This is a genomic window from Paenibacillus oryzisoli, assembly GCF_001653565.1.
In the GTDB taxonomy this organism is placed as follows: Bacteria; Bacillota; Bacilli; order Paenibacillales; family NBRC-103111; genus Paenibacillus_E; species Paenibacillus_E oryzisoli.
Map to the genome: position 1 here is coordinate 1 of NZ_LYPB01000091.1, position 23,925 is coordinate 23,925.

The following is a 23,925-nucleotide window of genomic DNA, read 5'->3' on the forward strand; positions in this document are numbered from 1 at the left end:
CTAGCTACAAAGGTGGCCTGGCCCCTCCCTTGGTTGGACTTTCACCAACTAGATAATGCGTGCCTCTGGGCACGCCACACAGAAAAGGCTATACCGAGGAAATCTCGGAATAGCCTTTTTTAACATTGATTTGTTCTAGTGCGTTTGAACTTTCTTGCTTGTTTTCAGGTTAATCCCTCTTACACGTGGAAGGCCAACATTCTGGTTAGTGAAAATGTCCTGTTTGTAATCAATGATAAAGCGTGAAAATTTTTCATCATTGGTTTGTCCTAAGGCAACAATTTTAGAGTTTATATCCGGCTCGGTATTTCCTCTTAAAGCATTAATCGTTAGATCTCCCCTCGCAAAGAATCCGCCTTTTATCCAGAACACTGAGCCTACTCCATACAACTCAGCATCATCCTCTGTATAAAAGAAAGCATCTAGTCTAGTAATATCATCACTTGTACTAGGATATCCAGAAGAAGGAAGAGGTTTAAACGAATTCACACGAGTAATTAATATTTTACCCTTTGACATGAGCAACAACTCTTTATTGTTAAGACCTTTAATACTCGCATCACTGATTTCCACACCAGTGGTAATTTTCAATGGAACAACACCTGCTTTACTATCCGAAGAAGTCGCTTGATAATTACTAAGCGAAAAGATCGTAGCATCAATATCGACGTTCCCTTGAATATTCACATTCCCTGTAACTAGAATATTCCCTCTGATTTTTATTGGCGAATTATCTGCTGTAGGCTCGATGTTTAAGTCACCATCAATAATAAACCAATTGCTATTACAATAGGTTTCTAAACAAGGAGCAGCATTTGATAAATGTCCTGTTCGGCTCCCCTTCGCATCAGGGGTATATATAAGTTGCGAAAATGTTCCCCCTATACCCATATTAAAATTACCTTTGTAGAGCACAGTAATACCGCCTAGCTCGAATGTGTTTATCGTATCGATAAACGTTTGAAGCCTAGTATTATAGTTTTTTACATCGTCAACTTCTGGATTGAGCGGCAAACTTGGTAACTTCTGCGGTTCAGGTAAACTATCATCGATATAAGTTATTAAATTAGGGATACTTTCATAGTACTTTCTTTGGACAAGTGTTCTTAAAGCACTATCCCCGTGTAGAGCCTCCGTTACCTTATCTATAAATGATTCATCCATATTCAGCTGAACAAAGCTTTCCTTTGACTTAAATTGCACATTATCTTTCTCCGTGTTCAGGATAACAGGAATTGTTGTTACACCCGAGTCCGACGTATGACTTATAGACATATAATTGTTGGTGCAATCTATTGTTCCATTCTTCCCATCACAATAGGTGAATTTATCAAAGGATTGTACAAAGGCTCTTCCATTTAAAACCGGAAACTTTGTTGACTCACTTTTTTCATTTGGGTCGTTATAGAGATAGTTAGCTTCATTTTTAATTTTCAGTTTATCACCTGCATACAAATCACCATTCAGAAAATAAGGTGAACCATTCAGGATGAGATTCCCTTCCGAACCTGCAGCATAATTCAGCATATCCGGATAGGTATTAATTGTTATTTGCTGTTTAAGTGTCCTTTTCACGCCGTTTACGGTAGCTGTAGCTTCTACGAGGACGACAGGTGGGTTACCGCTGACACTTGCATTAATCACAGGTTTCTCTTGATAGTCCGTCTCCATAATATTCCCATTAATAATGGGCAGAATTTCATCTCTAATTTGATACGAAATCGCATCTGGACTAATATCCTCACCATCTAAATTAGCTTTAAGAATTGCTACTGCTTCATTCAATGCTTTCTCAGCAAGATGTAAACTTTGCACATCCCTTTGCTTTGTTTCCGTTCTTATCGCCCCCCCTAAACTTGCGCTAAGAACAGCCATACCCAGCATAGTAAATACAATAATCATAAAAAGAACGATTAACAGTGCTGCACCTTGTTCATCTTTCCAGCGATTCACGAGTTCCCCTCCTAGAATCCAAATCGACTCTCTGTCGTTATCTGATGTAGTTGCTGCTTCTGGTCACTCTGTTGAAGTACAAGAACAATACTGATTAATCCATCCGTACACGAGGTGGCCCTACCACAATCCAATTCGATTTTGGAACCCGCCAACAAGTGTGACTTCAGATCTGAAATAGCTCCTATCCCCTCTGCATCGGTATCATTCTTGATAAAGAGGGTCCCATTTTTTATTAGAATTTGTTTATTAGGCACGGTTTCTGTAACGAATGTCCCCTTACGTTCTAACGTTAAACCATTATCATTCACATTGTTTCGAACAGAAGTAGGACCATACGTATATAACTCGGACATAATAGTCGACATGAGGATGTCTGCTTCATCACGCAAGGAATTCTCAACTGTCACTTTGTTGTAAGCCGTAAACCCAAAGGTGATAACACCATATATCGACCCCATGACAAGAGATAGTATCGTTAAAGTGGCAATAAGCTCAATCAAGGTCATTCCCTGATCATTTTTAATTAATTTAACGAATTTGCTCATTGATGACATACCCCTCTACGAATGCTTCATTTCTCCGATTGGGATCTGACGCTGATTTAACATTCACGCGAATTGGAATCAAATATTGAATCGCTTTCCCGTTTAATGCACTTTTTTGTGAATTTTCCTGATCAATTTTTTTCTGATAAGTAATGGTAATTTCATAATCGCGTCCATTAATATTCGGCGACAAAATATTTTGTATACCAGAAAAGTTCATTAGATAGTCTCTTTTTTTACTTTGCGAACAATGTAATGCACTGTCATATGAGCAACCTGCAAACGTAATAACTGGATTCCCGTCTTCCACTTCGTCCACATTAGCAAAATAATCCCTCACATCCGTAAAGCGCTGCTTTTCCATATAAAATAAAGCGTTACGCGCCAAATTAACCATCACAGTCTTATTCTGATTACCTTTGTTAAACGACATGGCGTTGATGAAAAAGGACATCATAGCAAGTGAAGCCACCGACAGAATGACAGTTGCAGCTAACACTTCAATAAGCGTGAAACCCTCATCGTTCGCTTTTCGTTTATTCATCTCTATCGGACTCCCATTTCTCATATTATCGAATAAATGCAACTATATACCTAGGACTATTATACCATATACCCAATATAAACAGCCATGTATCCTCCTTATAAAATGACAAATCGGGCACTCTTCGTATTTCCCGCCAATACCAAAAAGCCTCACTCCCTTATGGAGTGAAGCTTTTCCTGCTTATTTTACACGTACGGTGGATCCCAAGCCTTTTTATCCATCCCGATTCGATCACTAACCACATTCATATTACCATCCAACTGCACGTCCACTCCGAAAGATAATTTGCGTTTATACCAGAAGCGCATGTCTCGCCACTGTACTTCATAACCGCCATTCTTTTCTTTCCAGCTCACATATACATTTTGAGCATAATGGAGGAAAGAACGAACACCTTCTGTACTCATGGTTGCTTTCACAATTGGATGAGAGCCCTGAGAATTGTAATTTTTCCGGCTATACTGTTCAAGAACAATGACCTTCCCTGAGCGAAGTTCACCCAGATAGAAACTAGTGTCACTCTCATAAATAAACTGCCAATAAAACCAACTTAAACTGGGCACGAGACGACAAACCCCTGTAGTTAGCTTTAACTCCTTCTGCACAAGCTTCTCCAAAGCTTTCCGTTGAGAGGCTTGCGTCGCAATATACAAAATCGTGGCTGCGAATATCAGCGCATACATCTCACCAATATGGCTGCCTGCCTCTCCCCGCCAAACGACAAACCATAAAATTGCACCTACCGCGTGAAGCACAAACAAGAAAGGATCATATAGGCACAGTGTATCCAAATGAATCCACTTTTTCGTAAAAGGCCGCAAACATTGGACTCCATAGACATTCAACGCATCTAACCCAACATGGCAGACCACTGCTAGAAACGTCCACAGAAATAAGCTAAAGTAATGCTCCCATACACCAAACACCGCGGCGAGCGGCAAGCTAATCAATAGTGGCCATATGAATAATGCTGGTAATGAATGTGTCACACCTCGATGAATGCGAACATAGCTGCCATATCCTCGCAAGCGGGCTACTGTATCAAAATCCGGTGCATACGACCCCACTAGAGTCCCAGCTAGAATTGCCTGTACTAGTGTTGGCTCTTGAACGACGCCAGGTGCCAAACACGCAAGTCCTGCAAGACTAATGCCAAATAATAAGTGGCTTCCTGAATCCATTCTGAACCCCTCCGTCCTTATGCTCTTGCTTGCTGGTGCACGTTCTCCCATCTCTCATGGGCATTAAACCAATAAAACCAAGAAGCTGGCTGTTCACGAATAACCCGTTCGATAAAGTTATTCAGAATAAGATTCGTATCTGCCCTAGCCGAACGCGAAGCAGCTTGAGCGGTTTGGGCATGCAGATTTAATGGAGAGCCAACGATAAGTTGATGCTTAAAATTTCGCTTTCTGTATCCATAAAAAGGAACAATTGGCACTTGCTGCTCAAGTGCTAACATTGCCGCACCTTCAGGTGTTCGGGTAACTCTACCGAATAATTTGGATACAGGAAAGGAAGATCTCCAGAAATCGCCTAGCAGAAACACAACGCCACCGGATTGTACGTGCTTTTTCAAAGTCCGATATAACTCCAGCGGAGGAACACGATCGTAATCCAAGCCTTTACATCCTAATTCTGCGAATTTCATATACAAAGGCAACAATTCTGGACTGCCAGCCGAAGCCACAGTAAGACAATTATACCTTTTCGTAAAATACCAATAATAACTGAAGAAATTGCCTACATGCGGCGCATAAATGATAAACCCTTTCCCATTGGCTAATTGCTGCGCTTCCTGCAAGTACTCTTCTCCTTGCAGTTTAAAATTACTTTCATGCAGGCGATCCGACATTAACAGAATTTCACAAAGCGAGTAAACGACATTTCGTACATAACGCCTTCTAATTGACCTTAGCTTCCGTTTGGAAATCGGGAATAGAAGATCAGCCAGATTTTGTTCCACGCGCTTTAGAAACTCGTTACGCGAAACTACACACAATAATGCGGCTAGCACGGCACAAAAGAAGGACATCAGCCACAATGGAAAGATTGGCAACACGCGCGCCAAACGGCTTTGTCTACCATTATCCAAAGTTAGTTTGGCAATCCATTCGTACAAGATAAGTCCTCCTCGTCTCAGTCAGCTGGCAGAAAGTGTCGTTTATATCGACTTGTAATTTTATCTTTTTGAAAAATAATGAAAAAATCTACTGTTCCGAATAACACATCGTAGGCGGGATCCCCACCAATTTCTGCCCCAAGCCACTGGTAACCTTTCATCAAAGGAGGCAGCTTCCGAAACAGTTCTTTTTCATTGCCAGCTAGTTCAATCTGAGATAAACCAGTGATCCGATGCGTCTCAAGAGGCTTAATCCCATAGCGATCCGTCAATACTTGCTTTCGGAGAAGCAGGGTGTAAATTTCATTCAATTCTTCTATCGTCGGGATGTGAACACTTGCACAACCGATTAAATGTGTATATGAGCTATTGTGAATATAACTTGCGATCCCTTCCCACAGCATGCCAATCGCTCTACCGCCGCGGTGTTCAGGCGCTATACAGCTTCGGCCTAATTCCAAGGACTGCTTTTTCAAACTGCTATAGCTATCCAAATTAAATTCCGTTTCCGAGTAAAAACCGATCGTCTCCAATGCCCGATTACCGGGAAGCAGACGATACGTGCCTATTACCTGATCTGACTTTAGTTCTTTAACAATGAGGTGATCACAATATTCATCGTAGGCATCCATTTCCAATCTACTTTCATTTCGTAGACGTAAATTTTTCTCTTCCTCCACGAAAACCTGATAACGCAATCGCATCGCTTGCTCAATTTCTTGTGAATTCCTCGCAAGCTTCACCATCAGCTTGGCAGGTTGTGGCGCCGTCAATAGAGGTACTCCATTCATTCTTCCTCACGCCTCTCAACTAGAGTTTACAAATCCAGATTAGCAAAGCTTTATTTTCTGGTGATATGCTGGTTGTGAAGGTTTTGTAAGCTTTGAGATTTTGATGTGAAAAAACAAAAAAAACAATCCGCCAAAGGCGAATTGTTTTCGTAGAACTTATCAATTGATAAAATTTAAATAAATTAGTAATCGCTTCAACATGACCGCCGCTTGCGCTCGAGTCGCATAGGCATTGGGGTTAAGCTGTGTCTCTGTGACACCTTGGATTAATCCGGTTTGAAGGGTGAACGCCATTGCTTGCCTTGCCCAGTTGTCGATTGCATGTTGATCTACAAATGGCGTAAGAACGGTATCCTGGGCATCATTTACTTGCTGGCTGCCTGTGATTTGAATCGTTCTATTGATCATGGCCGCCATCTGTTCACGGGTCACTTGCAGTAAGGGGCGAAAGGTTCCATCTTCAAACCCCTCGATCAGACCAGCTTTAGCTGCTGTATTGACCATCTGGGAATACCAATCATTGTCTTTAATATCCTGAAAAGCAGAGGTTCCAGCATCCGATCCGTTTACTTCGATACCTAGGGCACGAATGAGCAAGGTTGCAAATTCAGCACGAGAAATTTCCTTCTCAGGTGCGAAATTTTGCTCATCTACCCCAGTAATGATCCTTTTGGAAGCCAGTTTCTCAACATCTTCTCGTGCCCAGTGCATCTTCATATCTTCGAAATGCTTATCCTTCTGAATGATGGTATATAATCCACCATATTGATCTTTAATAACCATCTTCCACGCTCCGTCGCTTCCTGTTAAGAGTGATGGCACGAAGGTTACCTCTCCTGTTTCGACATGTAAGCGAACAGCAGTTACATTCGTTGAATAAGAAGTACCTGGAAGAGTGATCGACCTCTCCACTTGCATGTTCTCATAATGACGAAGCGGAACACCACCAACTTGAATGTCAAACTCAATTGGATTGGTCAGCAGCAAAGCCGTTTGTTCGGCAGCAGCTCTTTCTTTCAGCGTTTCTGCAAGTTGATTTGCTTCGTGTCGGATAATCACAGAGAAAATGCCATTAGAAGCTTCTGCTTCTCCTATATGATTTTTGAAAAGGAGCAATGGAATTGTAAACTGAATAGCATTCATATCCAATTGGATATTCCCGTTCATAGCTTGCAAATCATTCCATACATTGGATGCAAATTCGACGATTGTCGTATCATGATCATCTTGAATTGGTAACACCAATGAGGAAGCCGTCCCCTCATTTAATGCGATAACTGCCTCACGCAACTCACTTACATCGGTATGGAATCTAGAGAGCATACTGCCATCAGGAGCTGCTTCACGTACGCGCTGACTGGTAATAAGGCGTGCCAGTGAACCCGAAGACCTCGCAACTCCTGTTAACGTGTAATTTACACTAGGTCCCGTAGTGGACCAATTATTCGCTAAATCTCCGGCTTCAACTTTAAAACTCAAATTGGCACCTGCCGCCAAGCCTGTTAATTGCGTACTGAGCTCACTTCCACTCACCGTTGTTAGAAGCTCCGAATCCTTATATATCCGATAAGAAATAACGCCTACATTGTCTGTTGCTGCCGACCAAGTTAACGTAACAGATGAACCCGAACCTGGTGCAACTGTTACATTGGAGCCATAATTCCAAGTTGGAGCTGCTATGTCTTTGAAGCCTACTGTGACATAAATCGTTGTAGAGAGTCCATTATAAGTTGCAGTAATGATAGCGCTCCCCGCACTTAATGCTGTGATATAACCGTTACTACTTACCGTAACGACAGATGAATTTGAACTTGTGAAGCTCGTATTAGAAGTTACGTCATTGACATTATATTGCGAGTCATACGCAGTTATTTGAAGATACTGTGACCCATTTACTTCCAGATTAATCGAACTTTCATCTGCTTCAATTCGACTAACCGTCGTTGTCACATTCACACTCGCCGATGCTGTGTAACTGCCATAAAATGCTGTAATCGTCGTTACACCAGGTGAAATGCCTGTCACCATGCCATTTGAATTTATACTAGCCACAGCCGGATTTGAACTTGTATAAGTCAGACCCGTTGTCAAGATTTGTGTACTGTTATCATTTTTGTACCCAGTTACATAAGGAGAACGAATTGCACCTGATTGGAGTGAATACGAATAAGAGTCAAAAGCTATCCGATTCAAATTTGCCAAAGCTGAGGATACCGTTACGCTGGCTGTCGTCGATTGTCCGTTAAAAGTTACCGTTAACGTTGTTGAACCAGGGGCAACTCCCGTGATAACGCCATTTGTATTGACTGTAGCAACAGCTGTATTCGTAATTCTGTAGGTGGCTCCAGATTGGATTGTAAAGCTATTACCATTCGCGTAAACTCCGGTTAAGTAACTAGCTTTCGTTTCACTTGGTTGCAGACTATAACCTTCATTATCCAAATATATACGTGATAGCGTTTGTGGATTGGAATTCGAATTCAAACCTCCATCTGGTCCGTATATTTGAAATTCCGCCACGCTTGCATACCCTCCTGAGGCTACACGCGTAGTAGTTAATCGAAAGTATCGTGCCGTGACATTCCCTTCATCCACATAGCGCGGATCTCCTGCTTGCATGTTCCCCGTTCGATCCGTAAAGGTATACCATGTAATGCCATCTATGGAGAAATCAATTTTATAACCATATATATCCTGGATATTTGAATACGTTGTTTCAAAGCGCTGAACATTGCGAAGTTGCCCCAGATCCACAATCAGCCATTGAGGCAATGATGTACCGCTAGGTGCCCAACTCGTCAACAATTGACCATCCACAGCCTTGTCAGATCCCCAGGAACCTGAAAAACTAGATAGGGCAACCGTCGTCTTATTTTGTGATAGAAGCGTCAGTGCCTCATTCGTTGCATATACGCGAAAATCAAACACACTGGCTTGATCTCCTGGTGAGCCAACACCTACTACTTGTAATCTGACGAATCTTGCAAGAACATCGCCATTGTCCGTGTAATAAGGGAAATTGACAGCAGTATTTGCAGAACGATCTGCGAAAATACTCCAATTGATACCATCCAATGAAGATTCAATCTTGTACGCATAGGAACTATTTACGTGCTCAAATACAGTTTCGACACGTGAAACATGTACATTTTGCGAAAGATCTACGGTTAACCATTGAGGAAGTTGTATATTACTAGCTACCCATTTGGTATAAATGAAACCATCCACAGCTTGATTCGCACTATATGTAGCCCCTGTAACAGAGGATGCCACAGCAGATTTACCTTGAGAGACAGGTATTTCAGCGGCATACGTATCACTCGATAGATTTAGAATTCCTATTATGACTACAGTAAAAATGAGTACGGCAAATTGGCATACAGTCGCTCTGTAAACCGGATACGTCATGTCCACCCCCTATCATGTTAAGCGTTTACATTTATTTTATCAGAAGCCCTATCATTGCGTATAGGGCTTTCGATCTAATCTTCTAACTATTCTGAATCTTTATACGATTTTCTTATTTCTTTAATCATAATGAAGAAGATCGAGGATATAAAGATAGAAAGCAGCACTTCACCAAGTGTAATTTCCATACCTTCACCTCGATTTCATCTGGTTTTGTTTAGTGTATGAGATGAACATAAAAAATTGACATTCGGATACAAAAATAAGCTTCTCCCATTCATATTGAATAGGAGAAGCTTATAGATTCATACTTTTCGCGGTATCTCATAACTCCAGAAGTCTCTTGCTAAGTGACTATTCGGATGAATTTGCTGCGCCTGATGAAGCAGTTCAGTTACACTTTCCCCTTGGTATCGCGAACTTAGATGGGTCATAATCAGTGCATTCGCACCAGCTTCCTGTGCAGTCCGTGCTGCATCCGTCGATGTTGCATGATCGAAGGCGTAGGCGAGCTCCTGCTTATCCATGGCAAAAGTCGCTTCATGAACAAGAACATCGGCACCTCGTGCCAACCTTTTAGCCCCCTCGCAATAGCGTGTATCTCCCAAAATAACGACCACGCGACCAACAACTGGATCTCCTAAGAAATCTTGCCCATGTATCGTCCGACCATCCTCAAGTTGTACTGTGTGCCCAAATTTCAGCTGTCCATAGATTGGACCTGGAGGTACACCAATCGCCTTTAGTTTTTCATTTAATAGCTTGCCGGGTTGATCCTTCTCTACGATGCGAAAACCAAAACATTCAATTCGGTGCTCTAAACGAGCCGTCTCTACAAGAAAGCTATCGTCTTCGAAAATAACTCCTTCTTCCTCAAGCTCTACAAGATGAAGGGTATAACTCAGATGAGCTCCACTGACTTGCAGCGCAGTTTCTACGAATTGCTTGAGCCCGCGGGGACCATATAGGGTAAGCGGCGTATCTCCGCCTAAGTAAGAGCGGCTCGTCAATAATCCTGGGAGCCCATACAGATGATCACCATGCAAATGTGTGATGAACACTTTCTCCGTTCGTCCGAGCTTCACAGGAGAATTCAAAATCTGCTGCTGCGTCCCCTCACCACAATCAAAAAGCCAATAGGTTCCTCGTTCGTCTAATAAATTAAAGGCGATTGAGGTTACATTGCGTTGTTTGGAGGGCATACCTGCCCCCGTTCCTAGAAAATACAAGTCCACAAAACAAACCCCATTCTATCTCAATATCACTTCGCCAAAACGGAAAGCGAGGATGCCGCGGAACCTAATCGTTCACACGAGCTGCCTCGCTCTCGCCTTCTTATCCTACGTTAAAATAACGCGCTTCTTTATGCGCAAAAACAATTGCAGACACGGAAGCTTCCGGTTCCATCATGAACGACTCCGTCAGCTCAACGCCGATATCCTCAGGCTTCAGCAAATTAAAGAGCTTCGCTTGATCGTCGAGATCAGGACATGCTGGATATCCAAATGAGAATCGTTGTCCGATGTATTTGGCCCCAAATCTTTCTTGCATTGTCATATCGACACGGTCTGCAATGCCCACGACATCACGCATGATGTGATGAACGCGCTCCGCGAAACCTTCCGCTACTTCAAGCGCTGTCGCTTGCAACGCATGGGATTTCAAATAATCCCCGCTGTCACGCCATTCTTTTGCCAATTCGTTAATACCGTGTCCAGCTGTCACGAGGAGGAATCCTACATAATCCATTTCTCCACTTTCTACGGATTTCAAATAATCTGCCAAGCAGAGATATGGCTCTTTATCTTGACGAGGGAATGTAAATGTCTCCAGCACCTTGCTAGTATCCGCAGGATCATACACAATCACATCATTCCCATTCGACTGCGCAGGGAAGAAACGATACATACCGTGAGCCTTAATGATACCGTTATGTTGGGCAGCATGAAGAATGGAATCTACCGTATCCTTCAACTGAAGTGCCTTGGAATCCTTATCACTCAACAGTTGCTCAACTTTACCTTTCAAACCTAAGTGATGTCCTAACAGCATCTGCATATTCACATAAGGCATTAGATGGCTAATCGGATAATCACGTAAAATATGACGATCCGTATCTTGCGGCACCTGAACAGGCAGATCCTTAGAAACCGCAGAAGAACTCACACGTGTAAGCTGTGGTAGTTTCTCTTCTTTTCGTCCAGTATCCATGACATCAGATTCCAGGCTATCACGAAGCTCTTGAATCAACCGTTTGCGCTGCTCAGGGTCGCTCAGTTTGTTCGCAATATCAAGACCATCCATCGCATCCTTGGCGTAGAGTACCACACCTTCATATTCTGGTTGAATGCGCGTCTTCGTGAATTTCCGAGTGAGCGCAGCCCCACCGACGAGAATCGGTACATCGACACCTGCAGTCCGTAAATCCTGTGCAGTGATAACCATTTGTTGCGCAGATTTAACGAGCAATCCAGATAGTCCAATCGCATCCGCTTGCTCTCTGCGATAAGCTTCAATAATTTGTTCTGGCGGTACCTTGATCCCTAAATTGACAATTTTGTAGCCATTATTGGAGAGGATGATCTCAACGAGATTTTTCCCAATATCATGAACGTCCCCTTTGACCGTTGCCAGGATGATTTTCCCTTTAACCGCAGTCTCCGATTTCTCCATAAAAGGCTCCAAATAAGTTACGGATGCTTTCATGACCTCAGCGCTTTGAAGTACCTCAGCAACGATCAGTTCGTTACCATTGAATAATCGACCAACTTCCTCCATACCCTTCATGAGCGGCCCGTTAATGACCTCTAGTGGGGAATACGTTTGAAGTGCAATCTCCAAATCCGGGATTAAGCCTTCCTTCGTACCTTCAACTACATAAGAACCCAGTCTTTCTTCCAGAGATAAATTCGAAATCTTCTCCTTCTTCTCGACCTTCTTCTCACGGAAATGGGCAACAAACCGGGCCAATGTATCGTCGTTCGTATTATAAATGAGCTCCTCTGCTAACTGACGCTCTGTCTCAGGAATCGATGCATACCGCTCTAGTTTCTCCGTATTGACAATCGCATAATCAAGTCCAGCTTTGGTACAATGGTATAAATAAACCGAGTTCAGAACCTCACGACCTGCATCCGGCAAACCGAATGAAATGTTGCTTAGACCTAGAATCGTTTTGGCGAGTGGATACTTCTCTTTGATCAGCTTGATGCCTTCAATAGTTTCTACAGCAGAACCAATGTACTGCGGATCACCAGACCCTACAGGGAACATATTGGGATCAAAAATAATATCTTCTGGATTCATACCATATTTGCCAGTCAAGAGTTCGTACGAACGTGTCGCAACTTCGATCTTGGCTTCACGTGATACCGCCTGCCCACGTTCATCAATAAGAATACAAACAACCGATGCACCATATCGATGAATGAGAGGAAGAATCCCCGCAAACTTCGACTCGCCATCTTCCAAGTTAATGGAGTTAATAATCGCTTTTCCTTGGGAATATTTGAGTCCAAGTTCGATAATATGGTCATAAGTCGAGTCGATCATCAACGGAACTTTAACCTTTTTTACCACTTCTTGCATGAATTCTTCTACCGCGTAAGCTTCATCAATATCTGTATCCTGCAGGTTAATGTCGATCACATGAGCGCCATTTTTCACCTGATTACGGGCGATTTCCGAACCCTCTTCCCATTTACCTTCTTTAATCAGACGCTTAAACTTTCTGGATCCCGAGATATTCGTTCGCTCACCAACCATGATGGGACGATTTTCTGGTTCAATATAAACGGTCTCGATCCCTGATATCGCAGGTGGATGTGTGCCGTATGCTGCTCGTGGTGTATAGTTCGCAAGTGTTTCTGCCATTGCTCTTATGTGGTCAGGCGTCGTACCGCAGCAACCGCCAGCGATGTTAAGCCAACCTTGTTCAGCAAAGCCAGCCATCTTTTTGGCCAAAGATTCTGGAGACTCATGATAATGCCCATTCTCATCTGGCAAACCTGCGTTCGGATAACAGCTAATGGCTGTATCCGCAATGCCAGAAAGCGTACGAATATGATCCCTCATAAATTCCGGCCCCGTCGCACAGTTCAATCCCATGGAAATTGGCTTCAAATGCTCTAGAGAAATATAGAAGGATTCAATATTCTGACCAGCAAGCGTTGTCCCCATTGGTTCAATCGTACCCGAGATCATGATAGGAAGTTCTACACCTAATGTTTCAAAAGCTCTGCGAATTCCGATACTGCCTGCTTTCACGTTCAGTGTATCCTGAGAAGTCTCTAACAGCATGGCATCTACGCCTGTTTCGACAAGTGCTAGCGCTTGTTGATAGTAGCTTTCTTCCAATTCCTCGAACGTAACACCACCTGTCACGGACAAGGTCTTCGTCGTCGGTCCCATTGCACCCACAACATAACGCGGCCATTCTGGTGTTGAATATTTCTCCGCGGCAGCAATCGCCAATTTCGCAGCAGCGATGTTCAACTCGCGATGACGGTCTTGCAAATCATATTCTGCCAGTACGACACTGGTCGTTCCGAACGTATTCGTTTCTATCATATCAGCGCCAGCGGCGAAATAAGCTTCATGAATTTTTTGAATAACATCTGGGCGTGTGACACATAGAATCTCATTACATCCGTCCAGGTCATCGCTTCCGAAATCCTCAGCAGTCAAATCCTCTTGCTGAATCATCGTACCCATGGCACCATCTAGGATCATAATCTTCTTCTTAAGTTGTTCTTGAATCGGTGGTTTCTTCATGACTAGACTCCCTTTCAACTTTTCCTAACGCAGAATCATAAAAAACGACAAATTATGTTAAGATTTAGTGTAACAGAATACGGCTTCTATGAAAAGATTTTGAATTAACATTTATTCCTATGGGTTTTATCGGAAAAATTTATTTCCTTCCATCGACAGTTAGCTTGATATCCACTATAATATGTATATATTTATTTATGAAAGAGGGATATCACATGGCACAGATTAGAATCCGTAACACTAATGAGCGCATCGAGGGCGAAGCGGAAGTTAAAGCCTTCTTAGATAGTCAAGAAGTTGTATACGAACATTGGGATGCGAACAAGCTTCCTGTAGCACTTCGTGAGAAATTCATCCTTAGCGATGACGAGAAAGCAGAAATCATTTCCACTTATGAAGCTGAAATTAAAGATCTAGCTGCTCGACGCGGTTACGAAATTTGGGATGTTATCTCCCTATCTGACGTAACTCCGAATATCGAAGAGTTATTGAAAAAATTCGAACAAGTACACACGCATACGGAAGATGAAATCCGCGCAATCGTATCTGGTAAAGGGATATTCATCATCAAATCCGAAGAGCTTGGCTATTTCGATGTTGAGCTTGAGCCAGGTGATGTGATTTCCGTACCCGAGAACACGAACCATTTCTTCACCTTAATGGAAAACCGTGAAATCGTCGCTGTTCGCCTTTTCATCGAAAAAGATGGCTGGGTCGCTTATAACATTGATGATCCTGACTTTATCAAAGCTTAATACAGCTTCATACCAAACAATAAAGCCCAATAGCACTTTAGACCATTGCGTCTTAAGTAGCTGTTGGGCTTTATTTCTACTCGAAATTAACCTTTATCGATAATCGGTAAAATATCCTGAAGACGCGTCACTTCATAAGCAGGTACAATTTCATCGCCACTCTTGAGTCCGTGATGATTAATCCAAATGTTGCGCATGCCGATGCTTCCAGATCCTAAAATGTCTGTTGTCAGCTTGTCCCCGATCATAATTCCTTCTTCTGGAGTAATATCAAGAAGACTCAAAGCATAATGGAAGATTGCTGGAGCTGGCTTCCCTTGCCCAAATTCACCAGAAATCACGATGTGGTCAAAATAGGAAGCAATCTCAGGCACGCCTGCTAATTTCTCTTTTTGTAAGTCAGGAGAACCATTGGTTAAAAGAAGAAGCTTGTATTTCCCTTTCAACGCATCTAATACTCGGAAGGTTTCTTCATATACATAGGGACGACTACGGCGTTCGGCTGCAAATAACTCACCAAGCTTGTACCCTAACTCACGATCTTCAATCCCCAATCCAGCAAGCCCTCTAGTCCAAGATTCAGTTCGGTAGCCAGGGGCTAATTTCTCTAATTTACGGAAGTTCTCATCTTTGCCTTGCGTGAAATTAGCCCATAGTCCTTCAAACGGGTTAATTCCAATCATTTTGGTAAATGGGAACGGCTCGTAAGATTCATATAAACTCCTAGCTTCTTTACGAACTGATGCTTCTAATTCCTCTGGATTCAAGCCATTCACATGCTTCGCCGCTTCTGCACAAGTTGCAGCAAATGCTTCCTCCACACTTCGATCGTCCCATAACAGCGTATCATCTAAATCAAATAGCACAGCTTTTAACGTCATCATTCATTTCCCCTTTGAATGTAGTATCTATTGTAGTAAGGTTATTTCTCTTCGTCAGTAAACTTAATGGAGTCTAGTTGAACCTTCAGGTTACCCCTGAATGCATTAATATAGATTTTCCTTAGCTCATTTCGCTCATCAATCTCTGCATCTGTTAGGCCAACTGTCTTTGCCTTCCGAGCTAGTTCATTGATTCGTTCAATTGTCTTATCCATGCTGTCACTCATTGTAATCCTCCCAGTCAAAATTTCATATGAATACTACTTTGCCATCACCGATTAGGAATGTCAAGGAAACAACACAAAGAGACATAGCAACAAACAGCTATGCCTCGAACAAACATCTATAACAAGCACAATTAATTAGCTCATTAAGGTAGTAATAGAACTTGCCCTTCTTGTAAGGAACTGTTGGATAAGTGATTAAATGCTCTCAATTTCTCGACATAAGAACGTGTGTTCTTGCCTTTCTTTCTGTGAGTTTCTGCAATCCCCCAAAGTGTATCACCACTTTGAATAACAACCTTCTCGTGTTGCGTAGCATCGGCAATTGGTTGTGCGGAAGGGATCGGTGTAGACACAGTTACACTGCCATCACCTGCATAGGCTTGTACGATCGCACCGAACGAAAACACAGTTCCAAGAATTACTGCTATCACTAAGAAACGAAGTAGTAGTTTCGCATAACCCCGTTTAATCGTCATCCCTTTGGATGCATGAGCAGTACCTTGAAGTGTTGTTCTTCCATTTGATTGTGAATAAGCCATATACATAATATCATCCCCCAAACATTTGTTCTGTTCTTAGAATAACACGAACACATGTTTGAGTCAACAGTTTCTCGAACTTATGTTTGTACGAACTCGGGTTCTATGTTATACTTTGGGTAATGATTACCAGTATTGGAGTGATATCTTATGAGTAAAATTTCGCAGCGTCAACTAGCAATCATGGAATTCATTAAGAGCGAAGTGAAAGATAAGGGTTATCCGCCATCTGTTCGAGAAATCGGCGAAGCTGTTGGACTTGCCTCCAGTTCTACCGTACACGGCCATTTGGAACGTCTTGAGAAAAAAGGCATGATTCGTCGAGATCCTACCAAACCGCGTGCAATTGAAATTCTAGGGCTCGATGGTGCAGAATCTCAATTCGCTGTCTCCGTTGCTCGTGTTCCCCTTGTTGGTAAAGTAACAGCTGGTGTTCCTATTACAGCTACAGAGAATATCGAAGATTACTTCCCACTTCCAACAAGTATGGTTGGTGACAACAACGTGTTCATGCTAAGCATTATGGGAGACAGTATGATTGAAGCTGGTATTCATAATGGTGACTATGTTATTGTCAAACAACAACAAACGGCGAATAACGGTGATATCGTTGTCGCGATGACGGAAGATGATGAAGCTACTGTAAAGCGTTTCTACAAAGAGAAGGATCATATTCGCCTTCAACCAGAGAACTCTGCTTTACAACCTATCCTATTAAAGAATGTAACGATTCTTGGACGAGTAATTGGTTTGTTCCGGGATATGTAAGTACGGCAGATACGACACAAAAAAGCAAGGCTCATTAAGTGAACTTCACTTAAGAGCCTTGCTTTTTTACATTTAAAACGTCAATACCCAATTCCCTGCACGGAAGATTGGTTCGATCGAACCATCTTCTAGTTCCCCATCGATTTCAAGTTCTGCTGACCCGATCATGAAGTCTACATGAATTAATGAGCTATTCCCTCCGCGTGCCTTCAATTCTGCATTCGATAACTTGGTTCCATCCTTGAGATTAATCGGGTAACAACTACCCAACGCCAAGTGGCAAGAAGCATTCTCATCAATACCTGTGTTGTAGAAAATACGATTCACATTGGAAATCGGCGAATCAAATGGCACGAGTGCAACCTCACCTAAATAACGCGCGCCTTCATCCATATCCAATAAACGTGCCAAGTGGTCATAACCCACTTCTGCTTGAAAATCTACGACCTTTCCATCTTCGAAAGTAAAAGAGAACCGATCCACTAACGCCCCATTAATATTTAATGGCATCGTACTTGCCACAGTACCATTAACACCTGAGCGATTAGGTATGGTGAACACTTCTTCCGTCGGCATATTGGCTACATAGCGAATACCGCGCGAGTTCTCGTTATCTCCACCTAGCCAAATATGTCCTTCCGGCAGTTCGACACGTAAATCCGTACCCGTAGCCCGGTAACGTAAAGCTTTGTAACTTCTTTCATTCAACAAGCTATGTGTAGCTTTCAGTGTATTCAAATGTGATAACCAAGCCTCAACAGGATTTTCTTCATAGACACGGTTGAATTTAAAAATAGCATCCCACATCGCAGGAACTCGCTGCTCCTCGGGCAGATCTCCATACACAATTGAAGCCCAAGCCTCCGTAGGAGCTTTAATTAAACACCAACTGAACTCACCTGTTCGCACATATTGCTGATACTTGCTTCTAGCTGTTGAAGCGGCTTTCGATGCTCGAGAAATTAAACTGGCATCTATACCATCGTATAAATTCGGATTCGGTACTTTAATGTTCAATAAAGCTCCTCCGTTTTCTACAAAACGTTCGAGCATCGTCGTATACCACTCCGGATAATAATCCATTGATTCCTCGGAGGCATAATCAAATTTATTGCGAGTTACCACATCATCCTGCCAATGCACATGGACAAAATTTGCTCCAGCCTCGTACGCTTTCTGAACGATTAATCTTGTTAAATCCAATGTCTCAATGGGAGCTTCCACCAACAAATCTTGACCTTTATTTAAGTTAACACCGATTCGAATGACTAACTCTGCATACTTCTCTAAATTACGTTTAAAATTGTCCATTGTTCAATTACTCTCCTTCGCGTTAAAAAGCCCATCAGTACATTCCATGCGAGACTGAAGGGCAATACGTATCTAGCTGTCCCTCTAATCATACAATACCTAATTAGTCATTGGCAATGAATGGGGCACAGTTGCTCGGTTAGTAGAGTGCTTGGGTGCTGAGGTGCTAAGACTTGACTTGCAGAAATGATGGTTTTGGGGCAGAAACTACTAAGCAACTCGAATTAGCTGGAAAACATACAGTAATTTGACCTAAAATCCTTCAAAAAATCTACTTAGATGGAAAATATGTAGTTATTTTTAACTTTATCGATCAAATCGAGTTAAATAGATAAAATTAAATGTAGGAAATCCATTTATATTGCGAATTCTCTCTATTTTCTCTACTTTAGCTGTAGAAAATCCATTTAATTGCTGAGATCACAGTAGATTCCTCCCTGTTCATTTATTTATTGGTTTAAATGAATAATCTACACCCCGTTCTTACATTTAATCTATAGACTTCTCATTGATTCAGCGCTCACTTCCACTCAGCTCTCACCGCACGCATAAATGGAGGTATATAAGCAGATGATGTAGCAGTCTCCCCCCTATTAAGATAGGTTAACTCCTTCCTAGCTCACACCGCTAACAGATTAGGATAGTGATAAAAACAAAGAAACCCCCAACGCTCAGCGTCGAGGGTTCCAATTATTCTAGTACAGAGACAGATACTGATCTCTCTCCCATTGGTGAACTTGCGTGCGGTACATATCCCACTCGATTTCTTTTAACTCGTAGAAATGCGCTAGCGCATGCTCACCAAGTGTGTCGCAAACGACATCGTCGCGAAGCAACTCATCTAGCGCTTGTTTCAAGTTAAGAGGCAAGCTAGGGATGCCTTCTGCTTCACGCTCTTCTTCCGTCATTACATAGATGTTACGATCTGTTGGCGGAGGAAGCTGCATTTTGTTCTTGATGCCATCCAATCCAGCTGCAAGCAAAACAGCAAGCGCGAGGTAAGGATTTGCCGCTGGATCTGGGTTACGAACTTCAACACGTGTGCTAAGACCACGGGAAGCCGGAATCCGAATCATTGGGCTACGGTTACTAGCAGACCAAGCTACATAACAAGGAGCTTCATAACCAGGAACTAAACGTTTGTATGAGTTAACAGTTGGGTTCGTAATTGCTGCGAAAGAACGCGCATGACGCAGAACACCAGCCATATATTGTCTTGCAACTGTGCTTAATCCTAATTTGTCGCTCTCCTCGTAGAAGGCATTCGTCTCACCTTTGAACAAGGATTGGTGACAGTGCATACCTGAACCATTCATTCCGAACAACGGTTTCGGCATAAATGTCGCGTGCAAACCGTGCTGTCTCGCTACTGTTTTAACAACAAGTTTGAACGTTTGAATTTGATCGGCAGCTTTAATCGCATCCGCATATTTAAAATCGATTTCGTGCTGACCAGGCGCTACTTCATGGTGAGAAGCTTCAATTTCGAAGCCCATTTCTTCCAGTGTTAACACAATATCCCGACGACAGTTCTCCCCAAGATCCATCGGAGCCAAATCGAAGTAACCACCTTGGTCATTCAATTCAGTCGTTGGGTTGCCTTTGTCATCTGTTTTGAACAAGAAGAATTCTGGCTCAGGTCCAACGTTCATCGCTGTGTAGCCCATTTCTTCTGCTTGTTTCAATGCATTCTTCAAAATGGCACGTGGATCTCCAGGAAACGGAGTACCGTCAGGCATATAGATATCGCAGATCAATCGAGCGACTTTGCTTTCTGTAACCCACGGGAAGATAACCCATGTATCCAAATCAGGATATAAATACATATCTGATTCTTCAATACGTACATACCCTTCGATAGAAGAACCATCGAACATCATTTTATTATCAAGCGCTTTCTCAAGTTGGCTTAAAGGAATTTCAACGTTTTTAATGCTTCCCATCAAGTCTGTGAATTGCAAACGGATAAAGCGAACGTTTTCAGCTTTGGCAATGCGAAGAATATCATCTTTACTATAGTTATTATTATAGGTCACGTGCGCATTCTCCTCTCGAATGTTAAGGAATTTAAACTACCGAATTTACTTGTAAAATCGGGACAACTGGCCTTGTATCAAAGAAACTTGATCCGGACGTTTCCCTCCGCCAATCAATTGTTGCTTCAGCATTTTGTGCAATTGAGAGTCGGTTAATTCTTTCCGTTTCACTTCGGTGTGCTCGTTTAAAATCGTTGCATCTTCGGAGTCCTTATCCACAGGAATAAGAACTTGCTTGATACCCGCAATGTTCACGCCTTTTTCAATCAAATCTTTAATCTCAAGAAGACGTTCTACGTCATTAAACGAATAGAGCCTTTGATTACCGGCGGTTCGAGCTGGGATGATTAATTCGTGCTGCTCATAGTAACGAATTTGTCGTGCTGTTAAATCTGTTAGCTTCATGACGATCCCTATGGGGAATAACGCCATATTCCTACGTATTTCATCACTCATGCTAATCACTCCTGGTCAGTAAGTACCTCATTCTCATTGTACCTTTCTAACAAAAACGTGTCAAGGAGTGTCAGGTTTGTTCACAGTTTAATTTTTCACAGTAATCCCTTATCTTCCATATGTTGGAGGGCAGTTAGTACACCTAACTTGCAATGTGAATAGGTCAAGCCACCTTGCATATAAGCGATATAAGGTTCACGAATTGGCGCATCTGCGGATAGTTCTAAGCTGCCTCCTTGAATGAACGTTCCTGCAGCCATGATAACAGGATGCTCATACCCAGGCATGTCCCAAGGTTCAGGTACGACATGTGAATCGACAGCAGACGCCTTCTGGATGCCTTGCACGAAGGTAATCAAATGCTCCGCCGACGTGAAGCGGATCGCTTGAATCAAGTCCGTTCGCGCCGCATCCCAGCGCGGAGAGCTGACGAAACCGAGGTCTTCGAATATCGCCGCCGCGAAGACCGAGCCCTTGACCGCTTGCCCCACCAAATGCGGGGCAAGGAATAGCCCTTGAAACATCGCTCGCGTCGCGCCGAGCATGGCACCGACCTCGCCCCCGATGCCGGGGGCGGTCAATCTGTACGCGGCGAGCTCCACGAGGTCGCGCCGCCCGGCGATATAGCCGCCCGAAGGGGCGATGCCGCCGCCGGGGTTCTTGATCAGCGAGCCGGCCATCAGATCGACGCCTACCTGCGTCGGCTCCTGCGGCTCTGTGAATTCGCCATAGCAATTGTCCACGAAGACAATCAGCTCTGGGTTGATCTCTTTGACAAATCGGACCATTTCGCCGATTTGTTCGACGGTGAACGACGGCCGCCACGAGTAGCCGCGTGAACGCTGGATGCCGATCACCTTCGTGTTCGGCTGTATGGCTGCTGCGATCGCCTGCCAGTCTGGCGAACCATCCTCTAAGAGCGCGACTTCACCGTAGCCGATGCCAAAGTCTTGTAAGGAGCCCGTGCCATCGCCTGGCTTGCCAATAACCTTGTGCAACGTATCATAGGGTTTACCTGTGATGTAAAGTAGGTGTTCGCCAGGACGCAAAACACCGAACAAAGCGGTACCAATGGTGTGTGTCCCTGAAACAAAATGCGGACGAACAAGTGCTGCCTCTGCTCCCATTGCATCCGCATAGACAAGGTCAAGCACTTCTCTGCCTCGATCATTGTACCCATAACCTGTCGAAGAAGCAAAATGATAATCACTTACTTTATGTTCCTGAAAGGCGCGAATCACCTTCCATTGATTGATGTCGATGGTTTTCTCGATTTGGCGAAATGCGCTCTCTACACGCTGCTCCGCCCTTGCCATTCTATCCATTACTTTTTCCCCGAAATGCATCTTAGTTGCTCTCTCCCTCGTTCTCGTCCTGCCCTGGCATGGCTGTCGATTGATCATAATCAACAAGCAAATAAGCTTGTTTCACATAATCCTCTTTGTTCACCCTTACCTTGAAAACCATGTCTTCCCCATCCACATCTGTCTCCAGCACCTCACCAATGCGGTACATGAGAGCAATGATATCCCCTTTATTGGCAGGAATGCGGAACTCTTTACTATCACCCATGAGCTTATTCTCAATTGTGATGCGAAGACGTTCCAAATCTTCAGGCGTATAGGCACTCATTTTCATGAATTCGCCTTCTGTTGAAAGCAACTCCAGATCAGCTGTAGGACAGAGATCAATTTTATTGAAAATGGTGATTTGTTCTTTCTGATGAGCGCCAAGCTCCTCTAATACTTCCTGTACAATGCGCATCTGCTCGTTACGCATATCCGTAGAGCTATCTACAACATGCAGAATCAAATCTGCTTCATTCGCCTCTTCTAATGTGGCGCGGAACGAAGCGACGAGATCATGAGGTAAATTTTGAATAAATCCAACTGTATCTGTGAGGACGATTTCTTTGCCGCTTGGCAGTACCATTGTGCGTGAAGTCGGATCCAATGTTGCGAATAGTTGATTCTCAATATAGACGTCTGCTTGTGTTAATTGTTTCAACAATGTAGACTTTCCTGCGTTGGTATACCCCACTAAAGCAACTTGGAAAACGCCACTTTTCTTACGACGTTCCCGATGTAACGTACGGTGACGAACAACTTCTTCCAGCTGCGCTTTCAACTCGTCAATACGCCCGCGGATATGCCGACGATCTGTTTCCAGCTTCGATTCCCCTGGTCCTCTTGTCCCAATACCGCCACCTAAACGCGACAAGTTTTTCCCTTGCCCTGAAAGTCTAGGTAAGAGATAGCTAAGCTGCGCCAATTCAACCTGAATAATCCCTTCGCGTGTTTTGGCACGCTGTGCGAATATATCCAGAATAAGTTGTGTGCGATCAATAATTTTCACATCAAGCGCTGCTTCTAGATTGCGAACCTGCGCACCGGAAAGCTCTTGATCGAAGATCGCCGTATTCCCGCCAAGCTCTTCCAACATCAGCTTTAACTCTTCAACCTTCCCTTTCCCAATAAACCATTTGGTATCCTTGGCTTCTTTGTTCTGTGTCATCGTTTCCAAGACCTGCACACCCGCTGTCTCAGCCAGTTTCACAAGCTCTTGCAACGAATATTCTGCCAGTAATTCATTCTTCTTCTGCTTCTGTGTAATCAAACTGACGAGTACTGCTCTGTCATCAATTTCTTTTTCAACCATATGTGAAGTAGTTTTCATAGTCGTCTCCTTTAACTTCCATCAGATTACTTATTAGGACTGAAATAAGGCCTACATGGCCTATTCCTTCATCATTGTGGAGGAAATGATTAGGAAAGTCAATTTGACGCACAGGAAAATTCGATTATAACTGT

Annotated in this window: 19 protein-coding genes; 2 read left to right on the forward strand and 17 right to left on the reverse strand. The window is 43.2% G+C overall.

What is annotated here, in order from left to right:
• Positions 1-135 precede the first annotated feature (135 nt).
• The 9 genes from A8708_RS30215 to metH all read right to left on the reverse strand — a co-directional run bounded on the left by A8708_RS30215 (position 136) and on the right by metH (position 14,142).
• The gene (locus A8708_RS30215) at positions 136-1,953 is read right to left on the reverse strand and encodes a hypothetical protein (RefSeq protein WP_068670037.1); all 1,818 of its coding nucleotides are present in this window, start codon (positions 1,951-1,953) and stop codon (positions 136-138) included.
• 11 nt (positions 1,954-1,964) lie between these two features.
• Complete coding sequence (locus A8708_RS30220; protein ID WP_068670039.1) at positions 1,965-2,501, reverse strand: PulJ/GspJ family protein; 537 nt, start codon at positions 2,499-2,501, stop codon at positions 1,965-1,967.
• Positions 2,485-3,045, reverse strand: coding sequence for a prepilin-type N-terminal cleavage/methylation domain-containing protein (locus A8708_RS30225; RefSeq protein ID WP_068670041.1), 561 nt, complete (start codon positions 3,043-3,045; stop codon positions 2,485-2,487). Before A8708_RS30225 ends, A8708_RS30220 begins: the two co-directional genes overlap by 17 nt.
• Before the next feature lie 188 nt (positions 3,046-3,233).
• A complete protein-coding gene (locus A8708_RS30230; protein WP_068670043.1) occupies positions 3,234-4,229 on the reverse strand; it encodes a metal-dependent hydrolase in 996 nt (331 codons plus the stop codon).
• A 17-nt stretch (positions 4,230-4,246) separates the two neighbouring features.
• Complete coding sequence (locus A8708_RS30235) at positions 4,247-5,170, reverse strand: lysophospholipid acyltransferase family protein (protein WP_068670045.1); 924 nt, start codon at positions 5,168-5,170, stop codon at positions 4,247-4,249.
• Between the two features lie 17 nt (positions 5,171-5,187).
• On the reverse strand, positions 5,188-5,961 hold the full coding sequence (locus A8708_RS30240) for a GNAT family N-acetyltransferase (RefSeq protein ID WP_068670047.1): 774 nt from the start codon (positions 5,959-5,961) through the stop codon (positions 5,188-5,190).
• A gap of 159 nt (positions 5,962-6,120) precedes the next feature.
• The gene (locus A8708_RS30245) at positions 6,121-9,369 is read right to left on the reverse strand and encodes a discoidin domain-containing protein (RefSeq protein WP_068670049.1); all 3,249 of its coding nucleotides are present in this window, start codon (positions 9,367-9,369) and stop codon (positions 6,121-6,123) included.
• Between the two features lie 305 nt (positions 9,370-9,674).
• Entirely contained in the window at positions 9,675-10,604 is a 930-nt protein-coding gene (gene rnz, locus A8708_RS30250) for a ribonuclease Z (protein WP_068670051.1), read from the reverse strand.
• A 100-nt stretch (positions 10,605-10,704) separates the two neighbouring features.
• The gene (gene metH, locus A8708_RS30255) at positions 10,705-14,142 is read right to left on the reverse strand and encodes a methionine synthase (protein ID WP_068670054.1); all 3,438 of its coding nucleotides are present in this window, start codon (positions 14,140-14,142) and stop codon (positions 10,705-10,707) included.
• A gap of 215 nt (positions 14,143-14,357) precedes the next feature.
• On the opposite strand from metH, the gene A8708_RS30260 reads away from it, so the two are divergent.
• A complete protein-coding gene (locus A8708_RS30260) occupies positions 14,358-14,897 on the forward strand; it encodes a 1,2-dihydroxy-3-keto-5-methylthiopentene dioxygenase (protein WP_068670058.1) in 540 nt (179 codons plus the stop codon).
• Positions 14,898-14,983: 86 nt separating this feature from the next.
• On the opposite strand, the gene A8708_RS30265 is transcribed toward A8708_RS30260, so the two are convergent.
• The 3 genes from A8708_RS30265 to A8708_RS30275 form a co-directional block, all read right to left on the reverse strand.
• A complete protein-coding gene (locus A8708_RS30265) occupies positions 14,984-15,778 on the reverse strand; it encodes an HAD family hydrolase (protein WP_068670059.1) in 795 nt (264 codons plus the stop codon).
• A 41-nt stretch (positions 15,779-15,819) separates the two neighbouring features.
• Positions 15,820-16,005, reverse strand: a complete 186-nt coding sequence (locus tag A8708_RS30270; RefSeq protein WP_056620911.1) for a DUF896 domain-containing protein — start codon at positions 16,003-16,005, stop codon at positions 15,820-15,822.
• Positions 16,006-16,148: 143 nt separating this feature from the next.
• Positions 16,149-16,544 carry a LysM peptidoglycan-binding domain-containing protein gene (locus A8708_RS30275; protein ID WP_204787676.1) on the reverse strand — a complete coding sequence of 132 codons (396 nt, stop codon included), beginning with the start codon at positions 16,542-16,544 and terminating at the stop codon, positions 16,149-16,151.
• A 150-nt stretch (positions 16,545-16,694) separates the two neighbouring features.
• On the opposite strand from A8708_RS30275, the gene lexA reads away from it, so the two are divergent.
• The gene (gene lexA, locus A8708_RS30280) at positions 16,695-17,312 is read left to right on the forward strand and encodes a transcriptional repressor LexA (protein WP_068670063.1); all 618 of its coding nucleotides are present in this window, start codon (positions 16,695-16,697) and stop codon (positions 17,310-17,312) included.
• 72 nt (positions 17,313-17,384) lie between these two features.
• On the opposite strand, the gene A8708_RS30285 is transcribed toward lexA, so the two are convergent.
• From A8708_RS30285 to hflX, 5 genes are all read right to left on the reverse strand, one after another.
• Positions 17,385-18,623, reverse strand: a complete 1,239-nt coding sequence (locus tag A8708_RS30285; protein WP_068670065.1) for an aminopeptidase — start codon at positions 18,621-18,623, stop codon at positions 17,385-17,387.
• A 695-nt stretch (positions 18,624-19,318) separates the two neighbouring features.
• Entirely contained in the window at positions 19,319-20,659 is a 1,341-nt protein-coding gene (glnA, locus tag A8708_RS30290) for a type I glutamate--ammonia ligase (RefSeq protein WP_068670067.1), read from the reverse strand.
• 45 nt (positions 20,660-20,704) lie between these two features.
• On the reverse strand, positions 20,705-21,115 hold the full coding sequence (locus A8708_RS30295) for a MerR family transcriptional regulator (RefSeq protein WP_047676992.1): 411 nt from the start codon (positions 21,113-21,115) through the stop codon (positions 20,705-20,707).
• Positions 21,116-21,210: 95 nt separating this feature from the next.
• On the reverse strand, positions 21,211-22,431 hold the full coding sequence (locus tag A8708_RS30300) for a methionine gamma-lyase family protein (RefSeq protein ID WP_420848641.1): 1,221 nt from the start codon (positions 22,429-22,431) through the stop codon (positions 21,211-21,213).
• Positions 22,432-22,462: 31 nt separating this feature from the next.
• A complete protein-coding gene (gene hflX, locus A8708_RS30305; RefSeq protein ID WP_068670070.1) occupies positions 22,463-23,791 on the reverse strand; it encodes a GTPase HflX in 1,329 nt (442 codons plus the stop codon).
• Positions 23,792-23,925 lie beyond the last annotated feature (134 nt).